The organism is Spirosoma oryzae (assembly GCF_003002825.1).
GTDB classification, from domain to species: Bacteria; Bacteroidota; Bacteroidia; order Cytophagales; family Spirosomataceae; genus Spirosoma; species Spirosoma oryzae.
In genome coordinates this window covers 33,862-50,872 of the sequence record NZ_PVTE01000027.1, presented here as the reverse complement: position 1 = coordinate 50,872, position 17,011 = coordinate 33,862, and the positions used below count along the sequence as shown (strand labels likewise).

At 53.3% G+C, this 17,011-nt stretch carries 14 protein-coding genes; 7 read left to right on the top strand and 7 right to left on the bottom strand.

Features of this window, described 5'->3' with window-relative positions; genetic code table 11:
* The first annotated feature begins 180 nt into the window (after positions 1-180).
* The 5 genes from CLV58_RS23080 (at position 181) to CLV58_RS23060 (ending at position 4,255) form a co-directional block, all read left to right on the top strand.
* On the top strand, positions 181-1,314 hold the full coding sequence (locus CLV58_RS23080; RefSeq protein WP_106140203.1) for an aspartate aminotransferase family protein: 1,134 nt from the start codon (positions 181-183) through the stop codon (positions 1,312-1,314).
* Positions 1,315-1,350: 36 nt separating this feature from the next.
* Complete coding sequence (locus tag CLV58_RS23075; RefSeq protein WP_106140202.1) at positions 1,351-1,728, top strand: GxxExxY protein; 378 nt, start codon at positions 1,351-1,353, stop codon at positions 1,726-1,728.
* 50 nt (positions 1,729-1,778) lie between these two features.
* On the top strand, positions 1,779-2,738 hold the full coding sequence (locus CLV58_RS23070) for an N-acetylornithine carbamoyltransferase (protein ID WP_106140201.1): 960 nt from the start codon (positions 1,779-1,781) through the stop codon (positions 2,736-2,738).
* A 130-nt stretch (positions 2,739-2,868) separates the two neighbouring features.
* Entirely contained in the window at positions 2,869-3,651 is a 783-nt protein-coding gene (gene argB / locus CLV58_RS23065) for an acetylglutamate kinase (RefSeq protein ID WP_106140200.1), read from the top strand.
* A gap of 211 nt (positions 3,652-3,862) precedes the next feature.
* On the top strand, positions 3,863-4,255 hold the full coding sequence (locus tag CLV58_RS23060; RefSeq protein ID WP_106140199.1) for a VOC family protein: 393 nt from the start codon (positions 3,863-3,865) through the stop codon (positions 4,253-4,255).
* Positions 4,256-4,291: 36 nt separating this feature from the next.
* Here CLV58_RS23060 and CLV58_RS23055 read toward each other — a convergent pair whose 3' ends face one another.
* Together CLV58_RS23055 and CLV58_RS23050 are read right to left on the bottom strand one after the other, a co-directional pair.
* Positions 4,292-7,606, bottom strand: a complete 3,315-nt coding sequence (locus tag CLV58_RS23055) for a S41 family peptidase (RefSeq protein WP_245882430.1) — start codon at positions 7,604-7,606, stop codon at positions 4,292-4,294.
* Positions 7,607-7,935: 329 nt separating this feature from the next.
* A complete protein-coding gene (locus CLV58_RS23050; RefSeq protein ID WP_170108773.1) occupies positions 7,936-9,051 on the bottom strand; it encodes an acyltransferase family protein in 1,116 nt (371 codons plus the stop codon).
* Between the two features lie 374 nt (positions 9,052-9,425).
* Between CLV58_RS23050 and CLV58_RS23045 the strand changes: the two genes are divergently transcribed.
* Positions 9,426-9,671, top strand: a complete 246-nt coding sequence (locus tag CLV58_RS23045; RefSeq protein WP_106140197.1) for a DUF3820 family protein — start codon at positions 9,426-9,428, stop codon at positions 9,669-9,671.
* 195 nt (positions 9,672-9,866) lie between these two features.
* On the opposite strand, the gene CLV58_RS23040 is transcribed toward CLV58_RS23045, so the two are convergent.
* The 5 genes from CLV58_RS23040 to CLV58_RS28160 all read right to left on the bottom strand — a co-directional run bounded on the left by CLV58_RS23040 (position 9,867) and on the right by CLV58_RS28160 (position 14,028).
* Entirely contained in the window at positions 9,867-10,265 is a 399-nt protein-coding gene (locus CLV58_RS23040; protein ID WP_106140196.1) for a hypothetical protein, read from the bottom strand.
* 343 nt (positions 10,266-10,608) lie between these two features.
* Entirely contained in the window at positions 10,609-11,349 is a 741-nt protein-coding gene (locus CLV58_RS23035; RefSeq protein ID WP_106140195.1) for a hypothetical protein, read from the bottom strand.
* A gap of 380 nt (positions 11,350-11,729) precedes the next feature.
* Entirely contained in the window at positions 11,730-12,164 is a 435-nt protein-coding gene (locus CLV58_RS28830) for a transposase (protein WP_245882429.1), read from the bottom strand.
* A 1-nt stretch (position 12,165) separates the two neighbouring features.
* On the bottom strand, positions 12,166-13,029 hold the full coding sequence (locus tag CLV58_RS28825; RefSeq protein WP_245882428.1) for an IS110 family transposase: 864 nt from the start codon (positions 13,027-13,029) through the stop codon (positions 12,166-12,168).
* 483 nt (positions 13,030-13,512) lie between these two features.
* Complete coding sequence (locus CLV58_RS28160; RefSeq protein WP_146141516.1) at positions 13,513-14,028, bottom strand: hypothetical protein; 516 nt, start codon at positions 14,026-14,028, stop codon at positions 13,513-13,515.
* A gap of 483 nt (positions 14,029-14,511) precedes the next feature.
* Here CLV58_RS28160 and CLV58_RS23025 point away from each other — a divergent pair, with 483 nt between their 5' ends.
* Positions 14,512-16,782: a S9 family peptidase gene (locus CLV58_RS23025; protein ID WP_106140194.1), complete on the top strand. Its 2,271-nt coding sequence runs from the start codon at positions 14,512-14,514 to the stop codon at positions 16,780-16,782.
* Positions 16,783-17,011: the final 229 nt, after the last annotated feature.

Here is a 17,011-nt window from a genome sequence, read left to right as displayed (position 1 = left end):
TGATTGAATGTGATGCGTCAGCCCATTCTATCATTCAATCACTCGACCAATCAATCATCTGAAAAAGCGAAGCCGGGCCTTTCCAACGAAGGGGCCGGCTTCGCTTTTTTCGGTAAACTTGCACTCCTTAACGCTAGCGGCTGTCGGTGCGGCAGTCGGTAGCCCTAATCGACGATTGGCATGGCCGAGTTATTTAACGTTTACCCGCTCTACGACATCGAACCGGTTCGGGCCGAGGGCAGCTATTTGTGGGATGTCAACGGCACCCGTTATCTCGATCTGTACGGCGGACATGCCGTGATTTCGGTTGGTCATACGCACCCCCGGTACGTGCAGGCATTGACCGATCAGCTTCACAAGATTTCGTTCTACTCCAACTCGGTTCGGATTCCGCAGCAGCAGGAACTGGCCGATAAACTAACGGCACTAGCCGGCCTTGATGACTACGCGCTATTTCTGTGCAACTCGGGTGCTGAGGCCAACGAGAATGCACTCAAACTCGCGTCGTTTCACAACGGCCGGAAAAAAGTAGTTGCCTTTACCAAGTCGTTTCACGGTCGGACGGCCGGTGCGGTAGCGGCTACCGATAACGCGGCTATCGTGGCTCCAATCAATTACAATGAGCACGTTCAGTTTGCGCCGTTCAACGACGCCGTCGCTGCTCGCGCGGCTATTACGGACGAGACCTGTGCCGTCATTGTAGAGGGTATCCAGGGTGTTGGGGGCATTCAGGTTGCGACGGATGAATTTCTGCAAGCCCTGCGGCAGCGTTGCGACGAAACCGGGGCCATCCTGATTCTCGACGGGGTACAGTGCGGCTACGGGCGTTCGGGTAAGTTTTTCTCGCATCAGTTCAGCGGTATCGAGGCCGATATCATCTCGATGGCGAAGGGCATGGGCAACGGCTTCCCGATCGGTGGTATCCTGATCTCGCCCAAATTCAAAGCGAGCTATGGCCTGCTCGGTACGACCTTCGGCGGCAACCATCTGGCCTGTACGGCCGCCATCGCCGTGCTCGACATCATGAAAGACGAAGCGCTGATGGACAACGCTACCCGCATTGGAAATTACCTGATGGACGGAATCCGGCAGATCGGCGGTTACAAAGACCTGCGTGGCCGTGGTCTGATGATCGGTATCGAGTACGACTTTCCGGTCGATGAGTTGCGGAAAACGCTGTTGTTTAAACACCATCAGTTTACGGGTGTCGCCGGCAAAAGCACAATCCGGCTGCTGCCTTCGCTGGCCCTCGGCATCGATGAAGCGGATCAGTTTCTGGAAGCGTTACAGAAGGAGGTCACTCAGTTGGTTTAAACACAGAGGGACGGAGGATTCACGGAGAAAACAGAGATGAATGATAATGAGTTGACGGAGCTGATAATTGGCTGCGCCATACGGGTTCATCGGCAGTTGGGGCCAGGTTTGCTGGAGTCGGTTTACGAAGAATGTCTGGTTCACGAACTGTGCAAAGCTGGCCTATCGGTAGAAAGGCAACCAATCATGCCTGTCGTTTATGATGGGCTACGGATGGATTCTGGTTACCGGGTCGATATCTGGGTTGAAAAACGAATCATTATTGAACTCAAAGCCGTTGAATTGCTCACAGATGTTCATTTTGCCCAACTTATGACTTACCTGCGGTTGGCAAACTGTCGTCTTGGACTACTCATCAACTTTAATGTAGTGTTGCTAAAAAATGGAATAAAACGGGTTGCAAACGGCTATTAACTCGCTGTACCTCCGTGTAGCCCTCGTTTTACTCCGTGTTTAAATAAACGATGACCAACTTTCTTTCCCTCGCCGACGTCAACGACCTCGATGCACTGATACAGTCGGGGCGCGACGCCAAGGCCAACCCATTTGCCGATCAGCACCTCGGTAAGAACAAAACGATTGGCCTGCTCTTTTTCAACTCCAGTCTGCGCACGCGGCTCAGCACCCAGAAAGCAGCCCAGAACCTGGGTATGCAAACGATGGTGATGAACGTCGGTCAGGACAGCTGGGGGCTGGAGATGGAGGAAGGCGTGCTGATGAACGGCGACAAAGCAGAACACGTCCGTGAAGCAGCCGCCGTTATCGGACGCTACTGCGACATCATCGGCATCCGGGCGTTTGCCGGGCTACAGGACCGCGTCAGCGATTACCAGGAGCAGGTGATGCATCAGTTCGCCAAGTACGCGGGCGTGCCCATCGTGAACCTTGAGTCGGCAACGCGCCATCCGCTTCAGTCACTGGCCGACTGCATCACGATCGAAGAAGCCAAGCTGACCGCCCGGCCGAAGGTGGTGCTAACCTGGTTGCCACATTTCAAGCCGCTGCCACAGGCCGTTGGTAACTCGTTTGCGGAATGGATGAACGCCCGTGCCAATGCTGGCAAAGTCGATTTCGTCATCACCAATCCCGAAGGCTACGACCTGGCACCCGAATTTGTCGGCAACGCCCGGATCATCCACAACCGCGAGGAAGCCTTTGCCGGCGCTGACTTTATCTACGGTAAAAACTGGTCGTCGTACGAGCAGTACGGTAAAGTGCTGACAATGGACCCGTCCTGGGCCGTTACGATGGACGATATGCAGCGCACCAACAACGGTAAGTTTATGCATTGCCTGCCCGTTCGGCGCAACCTGAAAGTAAGCGATGCCGTGCTCGACAGCCCACAGTCGCTGGTGATCGAACAGGCCGCCAACCGCGAATGGTCCGCCCAGGCGGTGTTGAAGGAAATATTGAAAGGAATGTAAAAGCGTTTTCGGTTTACAGTATTCGGTTTTCGGCGGTTCGGCGGTATGGTGTCTTTTGTGTGGGATTGTCATGTGCACCGTTATCTATGCAGTAGACCGCAAACTGTAAACCGTAAACCGTAAACCGAATATGGAACAACTCACCGTAGTAAAGATTGGCGGGAACGTGATTGACGATCCGGCCGCGCTGACTCGTTTTCTGACCGCTTTCGCCGGACTGACGGGGGCTAAAATCCTGATTCATGGCGGTGGTAAAATCGCGACGCAGGTGGCCGAAAAGCTGGGTATTCAGACCACGATGGTCAACGGCCGGCGGATTACCGACCAGTCGATGCTCAACGTCGTGACGATGGTGTATGGCGGACTGGTCAACAAGCAGATCGTCGCCAAACTGCAAACGCTCGACGTCAACGCCATTGGCCTGACAGGGGCCGATGCCGGTACCGTACTTGCTCACAAACGACCGGTCAAGGATGTCGATTATGGGATGGTTGGTGATATCGACGAAGTCGATTCGGGCCGGATTCAGGCGTTTCTGCGCGAGGAACTGACTCCCGTTTTTGCTCCGCTGACCTACTGCGAAACCGGCGATCTGCTCAATACCAATGCGGATACGATGGCGTCGGCGATTGCCGTCGATATGGTGCGCCACAACGAAGTGACGCTTGTCTACTGCTTCGAGAAAAAGGGCGTGCTGAGCAACCCCGATGATGATAATAGCGTCATGCCTGATCTGACACCGGCTGTGTATGACGAGCATAAAGCGGCTGGTACTATCAACAAAGGCATGATTCCCAAGCTTGACAATGCGTTTCAGGCGTTGCGAAGTGGCGTGTCCCGCGTTGTGATCTGCCACGCCGACGAACTCGCAACAGCCGTCGCGCACGGAGCCGGAACGACCTTAACGGTATAGCGTGTCAGGAACCGGAAAAGGGCAAAGAAACGAAAGCGGGCCGATTAGTCTGAGTGACTAATCGGCCCGCTTTCGTTTTACGTAGTAAGTTCGTTTACGAAAATTAGCCTGCTTACTGTTCAGCTGTGTGTACCACGTAAAAAGGTTACGTTGAGCTAGTTGTAAGATTGTATCGATGACCAGTGAATCAAAACCGACAAATCAGCAATCGATGGACACACACAACGCAACGATCAGGCAGGCCTGGCCCTATCAACAGAGCGTAATGGATTTACCCGTCAACGACCTGGACGCAGCCCTACCGTTTTACGTGGAAATAATGGGGTTTCGGCTTGTATCACAGAGCGAAACGCCCCACAAGTCGGCCTGTCTCGTTCGAGACGCAGTGCAGATCGGGTTAGCTGAGAACGGTGGCGACCCCGCGCAGGACGGCTGTGTTTTCGAAGTTGATAATGTCGCGAACGCCCTCGCCGAACTGATTGCTAACGGATGGACCGAACGCCCGGAATTTCAGCGTCAGCAGCATGGCACCACTAGCTGGAACGTATTCTTTGTCGTAGCGCCAGACGGACTTTGCTATTGCTACGGCGAACGGGAGACCTAAAAGGTTTTTAAAACCTTTTAGGTCTGGTAATCAGTTCTATTTCCCGCCAACCGACTTATCGGCAGGGGCTTCGTCCAGTTGTTTCAGCAGTTCGGTGACGGCCGTTTTTAGCTGAATATTCTGGTCGGTGTAGCTTTCGCCGATGGGCCGTGATACGCGCACATCGACCGGGCGCGGGTTCAATTCCATATTCTGCCCCCGGTTGTCGGTGATGCGGGAAAAGGGAAGCCGGATCGACGAGCCATCGATCAGCTGGGCGGCCGAGGTGAAGATAATCCAGCCCGCCGTGGGTTCACCGACTACCTTGCCCAGTTTCAGCGTCCGATAGCCCTCCGTGAAGTCTTCGGCGTCGGAAAGTGAGTGCTGGTTGGTGACCAGAATCGTCGGCCGTTCAAGCGCCCGTTGTCCCAACTGGGTACGCGCCGGAGCCGACGGCATACCCCGACCCGTCATGGTCAGGTAGCCCTTTCGGGTGAAGACGTCGATGGCGTAGGCATTGACAAAACCGCCATTGTTGTTCCGTACGTCGACCACAACACCCTCCCGGTTGTGGTTTTCCGCGTCGAGGTCGAGGAATAGCTGGTTGAGCGATTCCGACGACATGTCGTACATGTGTACGTAGCCCAGTCGTCCTTTGCTGGCTTTGTCGACAAAATCGCGCTGCTGCTGCACCCATTGCTTGTAGAGCAGGCCCTTCTCCGTCGCCTGATTGACCGGCTGAACGTTGACGTCGCGCACCGTTCCAGTCGGCGTAGACGCAATGCCCAGCCGGGTCTGCCGGTTGATTTTGTTGTTCAGCAACTGATCGAGGTTCGTGTTTTTATCAATCGATACACCGTCGATCGAAACCAGGTAATCGCCGGGCTTGATGTTGCCGGTCAGGTCGGTAGGCCCCTGGTCGACAACTTCCGTGATGAGCAGCTTACCCGAATTTTCGTACGTGATCCGGTCGAAACGCAGCCCCAGCCGCCCGGTGGTGATGTCGATGGACCCCTGCGGGGCCGATACGCCCGAGTGCGACGCGTTTAGTTCGCCAACCATCAGGCTCAGCAGGCGACGCAGCTCGTCGGGCGTGCGGGCACCGGCGACCAGTGGTTCGTACTGTTTTTTCACGTCCTTCCAGTCAACACCGTGAAACGCCGGGTCGTAGAAGCCTTTGTTCTGTACGTCCCACGCCTGCTGGAACACCTGTAGCTTCTCGGTACCAAAGTCAACGTCCAGCTCGGCCGTGACAGTCAGCGGTTTCGGCTCCCGTTTGTCGAGCGACACCGACTGAATACGTCCCTGCTCAAGGTAAAAAACCTCCTTGCCATCAGCCGTAAACTGCGCGTTGCTTTTCTGCCCGGCGGTTGTGGTGAGCTGTTTGGCGACGGGCCGTTCGGCGCTGGTTTCGTCGAGGGAATAGGTGTACAGATTCTGCCGGTTGCCCACACTGGCGGTCAGCAGCAGTGTTTTGCCATCCTTGCTAATCGACTGCGCGTCGACTTCGACGCCGATTGGCACGAGGCTCATTCGCTGCCGGATGCCGTCGAACACGATGGTGGTCGCTTCCTTCGGACTCGCTTTCGTTTTGGGGCTAGTCGTCAGCGTGTCACGGTTGGGCGTCTTCGTCGTTGACGGGCTGGGCGCGACAGGTGTCGACGGACTGGTTGGCCGGATCGTGCGCGGCACTTCTTCGTTGAACAGATCGCGGAACTGATCTTCCCGGAACTTGGGTAGCTTCGGCATCAGTTCGACCCGGGCCAGTTGGGCCGTCTCGGTACGCTGGTTGGTACCGAACAGAATATACTTACCGTCGGGGCTCCAGGTCAGGTTGCCGCCGAACGTATTAGCCAGAAAACTGACCGGCTTCGCGTCGCCCCCGCTGCTGGGTACAACCCACACGTTGCGGAACGTTTTGGCACCGTACACCGCAAACGCCAGCCACTTTCCATCCGGCGACCAGACGACCGTACCCGTACTGGCAAACGGTGGTCGGCCCAGAAAGCCCTTGTACAGCTGCTTCTCTTTCTTACTGCTCAGGTCAAGCACGCGCAGCTCCTGTCCGTTCCGAATGAAGGCCACCGACTGCCCATCTGGCGAGAGTACCGGTGCGCCGTCGTCCTCCTGACTGTCGGTAAGCCGGGTTTCGTTGCGGGTGCCGAAATCGTACTGATACAGATTGCCCGAGCCGTCGCGGGCGCTGACGTAAATCAGGCTGCGGCTGTTCGGTAGCCACGCCAGCTGCGATTCGAGCGCCGGTGTATTACTCAACCGGATGGCGTCGCCCCCGTCCTTCGCCGATGTCGCAAAGACATCGCCGTGCGCCGTGAACGCCACTTTCTTGCCATCGGGCGACACCGCCAGGTCGCGGAACTGACTCGTCAGTTTCTGGTGATCGACGGACGGACCCGCTGCCGCACCCCGCAGCCGAATGGCCACCGGAGCCGCCTGTTTGGTCGCAATGTCGTACGTCCAGATCTGGAAATCGCGCTCGAAGGCAATGGTTTTACCGTTCTGACTGATAGCGGGCCACAGCACCCGACCATTCTTAAACTGAGTTAGCATGACAGCCTGCCCTTTGAGCGGTTTCGCCCACAGATTCTGACTGCCGCTCCGGTCCGACATGTAGTACAGCGTCTGCCCGTCGGCACTCCACTGCGGCCATAGCTCTTTCGCGCCCCCTTCCGTCAGGCGTTCGTAGTCGGGTTTGTCGCCTTTTTTCGTACTCAGTTTGCAGGTCCAGAGTTCGGTCTGGTCGAGGTGACTGCTGCCTTTGCGCCACCACTGTGCCGCAGCGATGCCCCGCGCCGAAAACGCCAGGGTTTGGCCGTCAGGCGAGGGGACGCCGTAAAATTCACTGGCGTAGCGGTCCGCAGTAACAGCCATCGGCGTGCCGCCCGTAATGGCCACCCGGTAGATGTCGCTCATACCGGCAATGTCGCGGCTCGTCGACTGGAAATACACCAGCTTGCTGTCGGGTGACCAGCCGGTCAGGGTTTCGCCCCCATCATCAAACGTTAGTCGGCGGAGTTCGCCCGTTTCCAGCGTCAGTAGATAAACGTCGCCATTGCCCGAGCGGGTCGAGCCAAAGGCCAGGTACTTGCCGTCGGGTGAATACAGCGGTCTCGATTCGTTATCGGAATGGGCAACCAGCAGCCGCGCTTCGCCCCCCGTGGCCGGCACGGTCCATATGTCGCCCCCGGAAACAAAGGCAATTTCGCGACCATCGGGCGATACGGTAGGTTCAGCAAAGGCAAAACGGGGCGTTGGCGCATCGGCTTTGTTCGATTGGGCCGACAGAGAGGCAGGTTTTGTCAGCAGCAGGGGCAGCAGACAGGCCAGAAACAGGGAGTGCTTGGGCGTATACACGAGCGGTTTGTTGATAAAAAATGAAGAAGGTGATGAATCAGGAATAGACTACCTGCGCTGAGTCAGACGACCCAAATACGCAGCTGGCTCAATCCGCTAGAAAAACAGCGAAAAGCGACAGGTGGCAACGATTCTATCGATTCAACAACAAATATCATAATAAACCGAATCCGACAGGCGGATACGCGAAACTGTGTTTCCCCACGTTGCTGTCATCCCGACGATAGGAGGGAACTTCGGAGATTGGTAGTCTACTCTCAGCGAAGATCCCTCGCAGGCTCGGGATAACAGAAACGAAAACGAAGAAAAGCAGAAGCGAAACAACAACATTACGCCGATTGTGAAACCTGCTCGTCAGCGTTGCTGAAGCGGGGAAGGGTCCACTGCCGGATAAACCGACGGGCGGGTTGCTCGATCCAGTGGTAGGAGGCTGCGGCAACCAGACAGAGCAGAAACAGATACGTCAGCAGATGCAATCCGGTGGGCAGGTGCAGCCACCGGGAATTGGCGTAGAAAGTTAGTGTGCTAACCGGGACCTGTAACAGATACACGCCGTAGCTGATGTCGCCCAGATAAATCAGCGCCGGATGACGCAACCCGTGACTTAGCCCGTTCGACTGACACGACAACCACAGAACCAGCATCGCGAATAAGGGAGCGGCCATTCCGTTGTGCCGGAAACGCAGCACTGGATGTTGCGACCAGATTACCCAACCCGCAGCTACCGAGAGAATCAGCAACGCCAGGAGTAACCAATTGCGATGCCGCACCAGCCACGACCCATGCCGCATGAATACGACCCCCGTGGTCATACCGACCAGAAACGTGTTCAGGTGTAGGGCGGGCAAATACATCGTCAGCGCGTGATAATCGGTTGTAGCACCCAGATCGATCTGTTGTACCATGTGCCGGTGTATCGCCAGACTGACTAGCCATACCAGACCGGTCAGCACGATCAGCCGTTGAGTAGACAGCCGAGCCATACCGGCAAAGAGTAATGGAAACAAAGCGTAAAAAAAGACCTCTACTGACAGCGACCAGCCGGGATAATTCAGGTCCATGGCGTAGGGTGGTAGCCAGGCCTGTACCAGTAGTACACTACTTACTGCCGAACCCGCATGAATGCGATGAAACGTCCCACTATGCGTGAGTACGTCCGCTGTCAGTGTCAGGACAAGCGCGGTCAGATAAAGCGGATAGATGCGGGCGAAGCGGTTGCGCCAGAACCGACCCTTCGCGATACGGGTTGGTAGCTGTCCACCGCGCCCGCTCGACACGACTAGAATAAAACCGGAGAGCACGAAGAAGAAACTGACGGCGCTGTTGCCTGCCAGTAGAATGCGGCCTACCAAGGAGTCGGTGTTCAGGCCAGTAGCGGCTGTGTGGAAAAGAACCAGCAGGATAGCGGCTGCGAATCGGGTAATGGTTAACTGATCGATGCGCACAGAAATGTCCGGGTTAGTTGACAAGGCTGTATACAAAAACGGCGGGCGCTGTAAAGCCCGACAAGGTGTGGTGATTAGGACTATGACGGATAAAGCAGAAAAGCGATCAAGCCTTTATAGCGGATCGGCGGCATAGGTGAGCCGGCTTGGGCCTAAAAATAAAAAGACACCTACAGGACTGCCAGTAGGTTTATTAAACGGTAGTTTACGCCTACAGGGGCACAAGGTGCATCGACGGGGCTACAACAAACAAAAGCGGCTACCGAATGACCCCATCGATAGCCGCTATATGAACTAGTTGATTACGCTGTCCCTCAATACAATTACTCAACAGCCGCAACGTCGTAACTTGCCAACTCGTACAAACACAAACCATGACCACCGACTCACCCAACGGCGACCCGCAGCTTCTGCTGGATTTGTTACATTATCCTATGCCGTTTGGCAAGTACAAAGGCCAACTGATTCGCACATTACCAGTCGCTTATCTGGAATGGTTTGCCCAGAAAGGCTTCCCACCCGGCAAACTCGGCCAACTCCTGCAAACTATGTACGAAATCCGCATTAACGGCTTGGATTACCTACTCACGGAGTTGGAAAAACGGCAGGGTAAACGGTGAATGTCAAAGGGCATTATGGAGAGAAATGCGGAGCACCCAACGACCGCGAGTGCTGATGGATGAGGACGCAAGCTAACTGAACACAGACCACCTCCAACCTTTACACCCCCTGCACGTTGGGCTGCTTGGCTCGGCCTTGCAGCCTGTCCCTTACCGCGAGACAGCTGCTTATGTTGAGCACAGACTCTGTACTCTTCAACTACCCCGCAATGAAACCTCTCGAACTACATAATCAACCAACCATGCTTCCAAATCCAACTCGTTAGGATTCCAGCCAATTTTTCGGAAACCAACTCCAATCTTGTATGCAAAAGTTGGACTCCAAAATGGTTTGAAAACTGGCCTTGCCTCATCATCGTCGACGTCGACAAAGACTTCTGGGACTGAGATGCGTAAAGCCATTGCTTCTCCACTGCCACCCCCCACTAAAATGTCTCCCGTTTTACCATCAAAATCTTTTTCGTCGGATGGAATATCTTCCAGTAATTCATAAATAGCAATCGTTCGGGTTGGCGAATAGTAAACGAAATCGTCATCCGCTGGACATTCAATGGTATGTATAATTCGATGTTTATACTGGTCAATTGCTGCCATTTGGAAGCCAATAAAATCAAAAATTACTTAAGCATTTCTTTTGGCACACGCTACGTGACCAACGTGCTTTTTTTACAATCCTAACGGAATGAGTCTCATGTAGACCGAAGCCGAGTAACGAGCAAAGACAACCCTGTCGTGGGACGTGCGGTCTGTCGACCGGAGCCGCCAAACGCGCACTACTTCGTCATTCCATCCAACGACCCAGGGGGGATGGCCCAGCCCACAAGCTGAAACGGGCGAACGGCTTGCCTGCCTTAACACCCCCTGCCGGCTGGGCTGACCTTTCCCTCTGCGGCCTGTCTCTTGTCAACGGTAGGTGTCCTTGTACGGAGCGAGTCATTTATTTCACAACGGGGTTGTAAATTTTAGCATAATTCTCATAATTCCACACTTCCATAGCAGGCTTTACCCCGTTTACAGAAATGTTCGTGAATTTTACAAGTGTATAATCTCTAGGATTCAAATTGTCTCTTTGAACTACTTGAAGCGGTAAATTATCATCATCTACAATGACGGTGTATGTTAGTTGCTTATCAATAGTTAGTTTTTCCAACTTGCCAAATCTACTCATCATGTAATTATTTAGAGTAAAACGAAAAGAATTAAACTTTTTGCCATTAACTATGGTGTCAGCTGACGATCTGCTTATAGAACTAGAAGATAAAATTACAGGTAAAAAATACTTTAGTGCGTAATAAGAATTCACGAAAGAAGTTTGACTACGAAATGTGTTATTGGATGGGTTTTTGATTAATTCAATAGTATTTTTCTTTTTGTTAATATAGAAATATTCTTTACCATTGAAGACGGAAGCATAATCATTCTCAGTATCGGTAAAAATTAAACCTAGTAATGGTTCCTTCTTGTCAAACTCCATATAGACTTTCTTACTAACGTCTCTGTGATAGTTCTCAGACAAATAGTTTGATTCGATATAGTAGTCATATTTTACGTGATCTATGTTGTTCAATTTTCTCAAAGTGCTCCTCATTATCTCGTTTACAATTGTTGTATCGACAGAGGAACCTGCGAAAACGTTGGTACTTATAAAGAGAGCTAAGTGAAACAGCAATGCTTTCATAAGTTTTAGAGTAAAGCTTGAAGTTTAAGAATGACTTTCTGGACAAACGCTGTTGTCGTGAAGAAAGGTATACCGCTCCACTCGTTAAACTATCCCTTCTGGGGCGTTTGGCTTGTCGGCCTACACCCGAAAATGAATGAAAAATGTTGTCTGTCGATCAAGTTTGGCTTGTCGACCGAAATGCCAAAATGGAAGCTACAAGCCCCTATATGAGTTATGCGGCCTGCAACCTCTCGCACAGAACCCGCCCCGCAAGCACATTTTAGGCGAACCCCCAACGACCATGAGGGTTGATGGTGGCGGAACAAGTTAACACACAAACGCACTTGAACCTTTACACCCTCATTCGGATGTACGCATGCTTTATAAATCCCTCATTATCAAGCCGTCCCTAAAGTAGTCAGAAGCCCCAAATCCTGACCCGTGATCTCGAATTTGGCCAGCTTTTTCTTGATCTGTCGAATTTGTTGCTGCTTTACCTGAGTTACATCCCGCACCAGTTTCGTTGGCTCATAGGCCTCACCCGTGGTGAGCATCTTGTAAACCACCACTGCTAACTTCCGCGCCGTTGCTGTGATGGCTTTGATTCGACCTGCTTTGTAGGCAATCTTCTGAAAGAAGGCCGTCATGGGGTTGGATTTCTTCATGTTGCCCAGCGAGTTAGCCACCATCCGAAAGGTATTGGGCAAGGTCGATTTGTTTTTCAAGGTCTTCTTGGACAACACCTTACCACCGGATGCCTTGTTGTTGGGCGTGAAGCCTAACCATTTGGCAAAGGCTTTGGCTGAATGAAACTTGGTGATTGACTCCCCCACCTCAGCCCGCACCGGCGGCCCGGATAAACGTCAGCAACGCATCTCGGCCAAAACCAGGAATATTGCTCAAATCCACTCCCAGCAGTTGGTGAGCATACTGCTCGATGGGTAGACGCGGGGTGTTGCGCGATTGACGCAGTTTCACCCGGCCAACCGTTGGGTCATTTACGGCTGTAGGTTGCGCTAATCCGTTGGTATGATCGGTAAAGTGGCGATCTAACTCCTTGTCTAACTCGGTAATTTCGGCGTGTAGGTTTAGGTAGAGTCGGTAGTTACTCCTCACCTCGAAGCGCATGGCTCCATTCCAATTGCCCCGAAGCAATTCGATGATTTCGGCTGGTTTCTTTTTGCAACCACGATCGACCAGTGCAGCCAGGTCAACGGGGTCTTCCTGTCCCTGACTAATGGCCGCAATCACCCGCAAGCCTGATACCGAATTGGTGTCGGTCAGCACCGCATCCAGCCGCACATTACCCGCACGTAAGGCCTTCTGGATACGGCGGATGTAGTCGGCGGCATCCTCGACCAGGGTTCGGCGCAGACGTACTAGCGGCCGAATCAGAGTTGAGAACTCATCGGGCAGGAAAATAGGCGGTAGCAATCCCAAGCTGTGCAGAGTACGGATATGGATGGCATCCGAGGTGTCAGACTTAAACCGGCGGTAGTTTTTGGTATTGGCGCCGGCAGTCACTAAGACCTCGAACCCCGCTTCTTGAAGCACATTGACCAGTGGCTTTTCATAACCGCCCGTTGCTTCCATCGCCACATGCTGAACTTGATGATCGGCTAGCCATTTGACCAGTCGAAATAGCTCTTTGGTGGATACGCCAAACTGCTGGACGTCTTGTTTGGGGTCGTCGCCCACGGCAACAACATGAAACTGAGAGCCAATCCGGGCCGCCGGTGCGGTCGATACCCGCCACCTGCTGGTGGACGACGGGCATAGCCAGATAGTTGTCCTGCTTTTTCATGGTTAGAAATGGGTAAGCAGTCAAAAAAGGCTATCAGCGGGCTATTTTAGATGAACAATGAGCAGGATGTACGGAGTAAAAGGCGGACCTTTTCTACCAATTGGGTTCTCAAGGCACCAACGAGCAAGCTCGTTGATGACGAATAGCCAAATCGGGCGGTTGGACGGGTTGTTTGACACCAACAAATGAGAACGATCTTCCCACGAGGGGCTACTGACAGCCGAGTAAAGATAAGCTAAAAGGTAGCCTTCTGGTCTCATGCGTTCTTCTGGGTTCGTTCGCCCGCGAACTCGGTGGCGGTTGGGTTGCCCCGCTCTCCCTCGGGACGAGCCCCCTGTCGCCCAAGACATATAGTTTCTAATTTCATGCGGATAGATTCAATATTGTGAAGGCCAGTAATTAAAAAGAATTTTGTAAGATTTACGTTTTTTAAAATAAACAATTACACTTTCACTACTGCCCATAATTATGGTCGGGTGAACGCAATGCCAATATAAAGTGGAATCTGTATTTGGATAGTAGCTACTCGTATCAGGATCACCCAGTATCTTAATGACTTGCGTTTGATTTTTCCCTAATAAAGAAGAATGGTTTTCATTCAGACTTTTAAGCATTGTGTGTCTAACTATACCTGACTGCTCATTCTTTTTCCAAATCTCACTATTAAAAGCCTGATTTGGGGGGTCTTTAAAAGCTTCTTCAAGAGAAGTTTGTCCACAACTTTTGACTGAGAATACAAATGCGATGAACAGCAATATCCTAACTATATAGGTAAATGGTGTATAATACGGATGATCTTGGCTTTGGTAAGGAATGGCTTTTATTACAATTCGTTTAGCGTTGGCCATTATTATCAGCAGGACAATGGGTAAACAAAAATGAATAAGAAGCATAAGCTTTTGAGCTTTTAAACTTGCCTGATTGGGGTGATTCTCGTGTCGACCGAAGCCGCCTAACAAGCCAAAGTCGCCCTGTCACGGGACGTGCCACCTGTCGCACACGAGTCCATCACTACGTTATTGACTGTTGGCACCACCCAACGAGCCTAAAGTTACCCTGTCACTACCTTTCTGCTGTCAACCGGAGCTGACTGACTACGTTGTTTTTCAGCTTTTGGCAACACCCAACATGTTATTGTACGTAAAACTGAGGGGCTATGATGTGCTGATTAGCTGAGGTTTATGGTTCTGCGAAATTAGTTGGCTGACTACTCACCCGTTGTCAACCTGTAATTGGGAGTTGACGCGCAATCATACATATCCCTTGGACAGCAACCAATAGGCTTGCTGCATTTATATCGTGAGTGGTCGAAGCGTTTATCATACGGTTTCGATTGCTATCTTTAAGGCTGCTCAATTCATTATCAGTTGTTTGTGATGTCGTTTATTACTCGCTACACGCGTTCTGCTTACTTATCAATACTCTCACTTTTACCACTAGCCAGCTGGGCGCAGGGGACGCTGGTGGATTATCAGCGGGCGGAACGGCTGAACGGGGCGTTTCAAAACAAAGTCTACGATGCGCCGGATAAAGTGCTGTGGCTGCCGGATGGGCGCTCGTTCTGGTACGCCAAGCGGACGGCCAACGGAAACGAGTTTGTACTGGTCGATGCGGCCCAGCAAACGAAACGCCCGGCCTTCGATCAGGTGCGGCTGGCGCAGTCGCTGAGTGTAGTCAGGCACAAGTCGATGGGGGCGTATCAGTTACCGGTCGACGGGGTGACGCTGGGGGCGGGGGAGGTCTCGTTCAAGATCAAGGACTCGACGTTTAGCTGTTCGCTCGATACGTACGCCTGTCGGCTGCGGGAGGTGGCGAAACCATCGGCGTCGCGGTACTGGGGTGAGTCGAACGACGAGCGGGCGGAAGGGCAGGAGGTGCCGTCGCCCAACGGGGCCTATGTCGCCTACGTTAAAAACCACAACGTCTACGTTCGGCCGGCGGCTACATCGGTCACTGAGAAAGCGTTGAGTACCGACGGGTCAGCAGATGCGTATTATTCCAGCCGGATCGTATGGTCGCCCGATTCGAAACGGCTGGCGACGACCAAAATAAAACCCGACGATCCGCACAAGCTGTACCTGATCGAATCGTCGCCTACCGATCAGTTGCAGCCCAAGCTACATACACGCACCTACCGGAAACCCGGTGATCCGCTGCCGATTCGGACCCCCGTGCTGTTCAGTCTCGACGGTAAGGCTCCGATGCCCGTTCCGGCTGAGTTGATCGCCAATCAGTATAGCGTCTCGGCACCACAATGGCGGAAAGATGGCCGGGCGTTTACGTTCGAGTACAACCAACGCGGGCATCAGCGGTACACCGTTTTCGAGATGAACACCGCCGGGGCCGTGAAGCCGCTGATCGAGGAACGCAGTCCGACGTTTATTCAGTACAGCAGCAAAAACTACCGCTACGACGTAGCCGACGGGCGTGAACTGATCTGGGCGTCGGAGCGCGACGGCTGGAATCACCTGTATCTGTACGATGGCGCGGGGCGGCTCAAAAATCAGATTACGAAAGGGCCGTGGGTGGTTCGCCGAGTGCTGAACGTCGACGAAGCGAAACGCACGATTCTGTTTGAAGGCAGCGGGCGCGAAGCCGGTCAGGACCCGTATCTGATTCAACTGTATCGGGTCAACTTCGACGGGTCTGGCCTGACGGCGCTGACGCGGGAAAACGGTAACCACCGCCTGTTTTTCTCGCCCGACTACCGCTACGTTGTCGACTACTATTCGCGCATCGATGAGCCGCAGAAAACGGTGCTGCGGCAGACTGACTCGGGCAAGGTGCTGATGGAACTGGAAACGGCGGACATCAAGCCGTTGCTGGCAACGGGCTGGCAGATGCCCGAAGTGTTCACGTCGGCCGGGCGCGACGGCAAAACCGACATCTGGGGGATCATCGTCCGCCCGTCGAACTTCGACCCGAAAAAGACGTATCCGGTCATCGAATACATCTACGCCGGGCCGCACGATTCGTTTGTACCGAAAAGTTTCGTCACTGACTCGCGGGGATCGTTGCACGAAATGGCCGAGCTGGGCTTTATCGTGGTGCAGATAGATGGGATGGGTACGGCCAACCGCTCGAAGGCGTTTCAGGATGTGTGCTGGAAAGACCTCAAAGACAGTGGCTTCCCTGACCGCATGGCGTGGATGCGCGCAGCCGCCAAGCGGTACCCCTACATGGACCTGAGCCGGGTGGGTATCTGGGGGAATTCGGCCGGTGGGCAAAGTTCGGCGGGTGCGCTGCTGCATCACCCTGATTTTTACAAAGTGGCGGTATCGTCGTCGGGTTGTCACGATAACCGGATGGATAAAATCTGGTGGAACGAGCAGTGGATGGGCTACCCCATCGGGCCGCAATACGCCGAGTCGTCAAACGTGACTGACGCGCACAAGTTGCAGGGTAAATTGCTGCTGATTCTGGGTGAGCTGGACGATAACGTCGATCCGTCGTCTACCTTTCAGTTTATCAACGCGCTGATCAAGGCCAACAAAAACTTTGATTTCCTGATGGTACCGGGTATGGGGCACTCGCTGGGGGGCGACTATGGCGAACACAAACGACGCGACTTTTTCGTCAAACACCTACTGAATGTCGAGCCGCCCGCCTGGACCTGGACACAACAGATTACGGTACCGAAACCGTAGGCAGCGAGGGATTAGCCTTTTTTGTCATCCCGACGACAGGAGGGATCTTCGGTAGCAGGCGGCTTAGTTTGCCATTCCTGAAGATCCCTCCTGTCGTCGGGATGACAGAGAAAGGTTGTTCCGGCAAACGATGGTGTCAGGTCGGGGACCTGACACCACTGTACTAGTTTACATCGCTGGCCCGGAAGCAATCGTTCTGCTGCTTTTTTGTAACATTGCCGCGCATGTA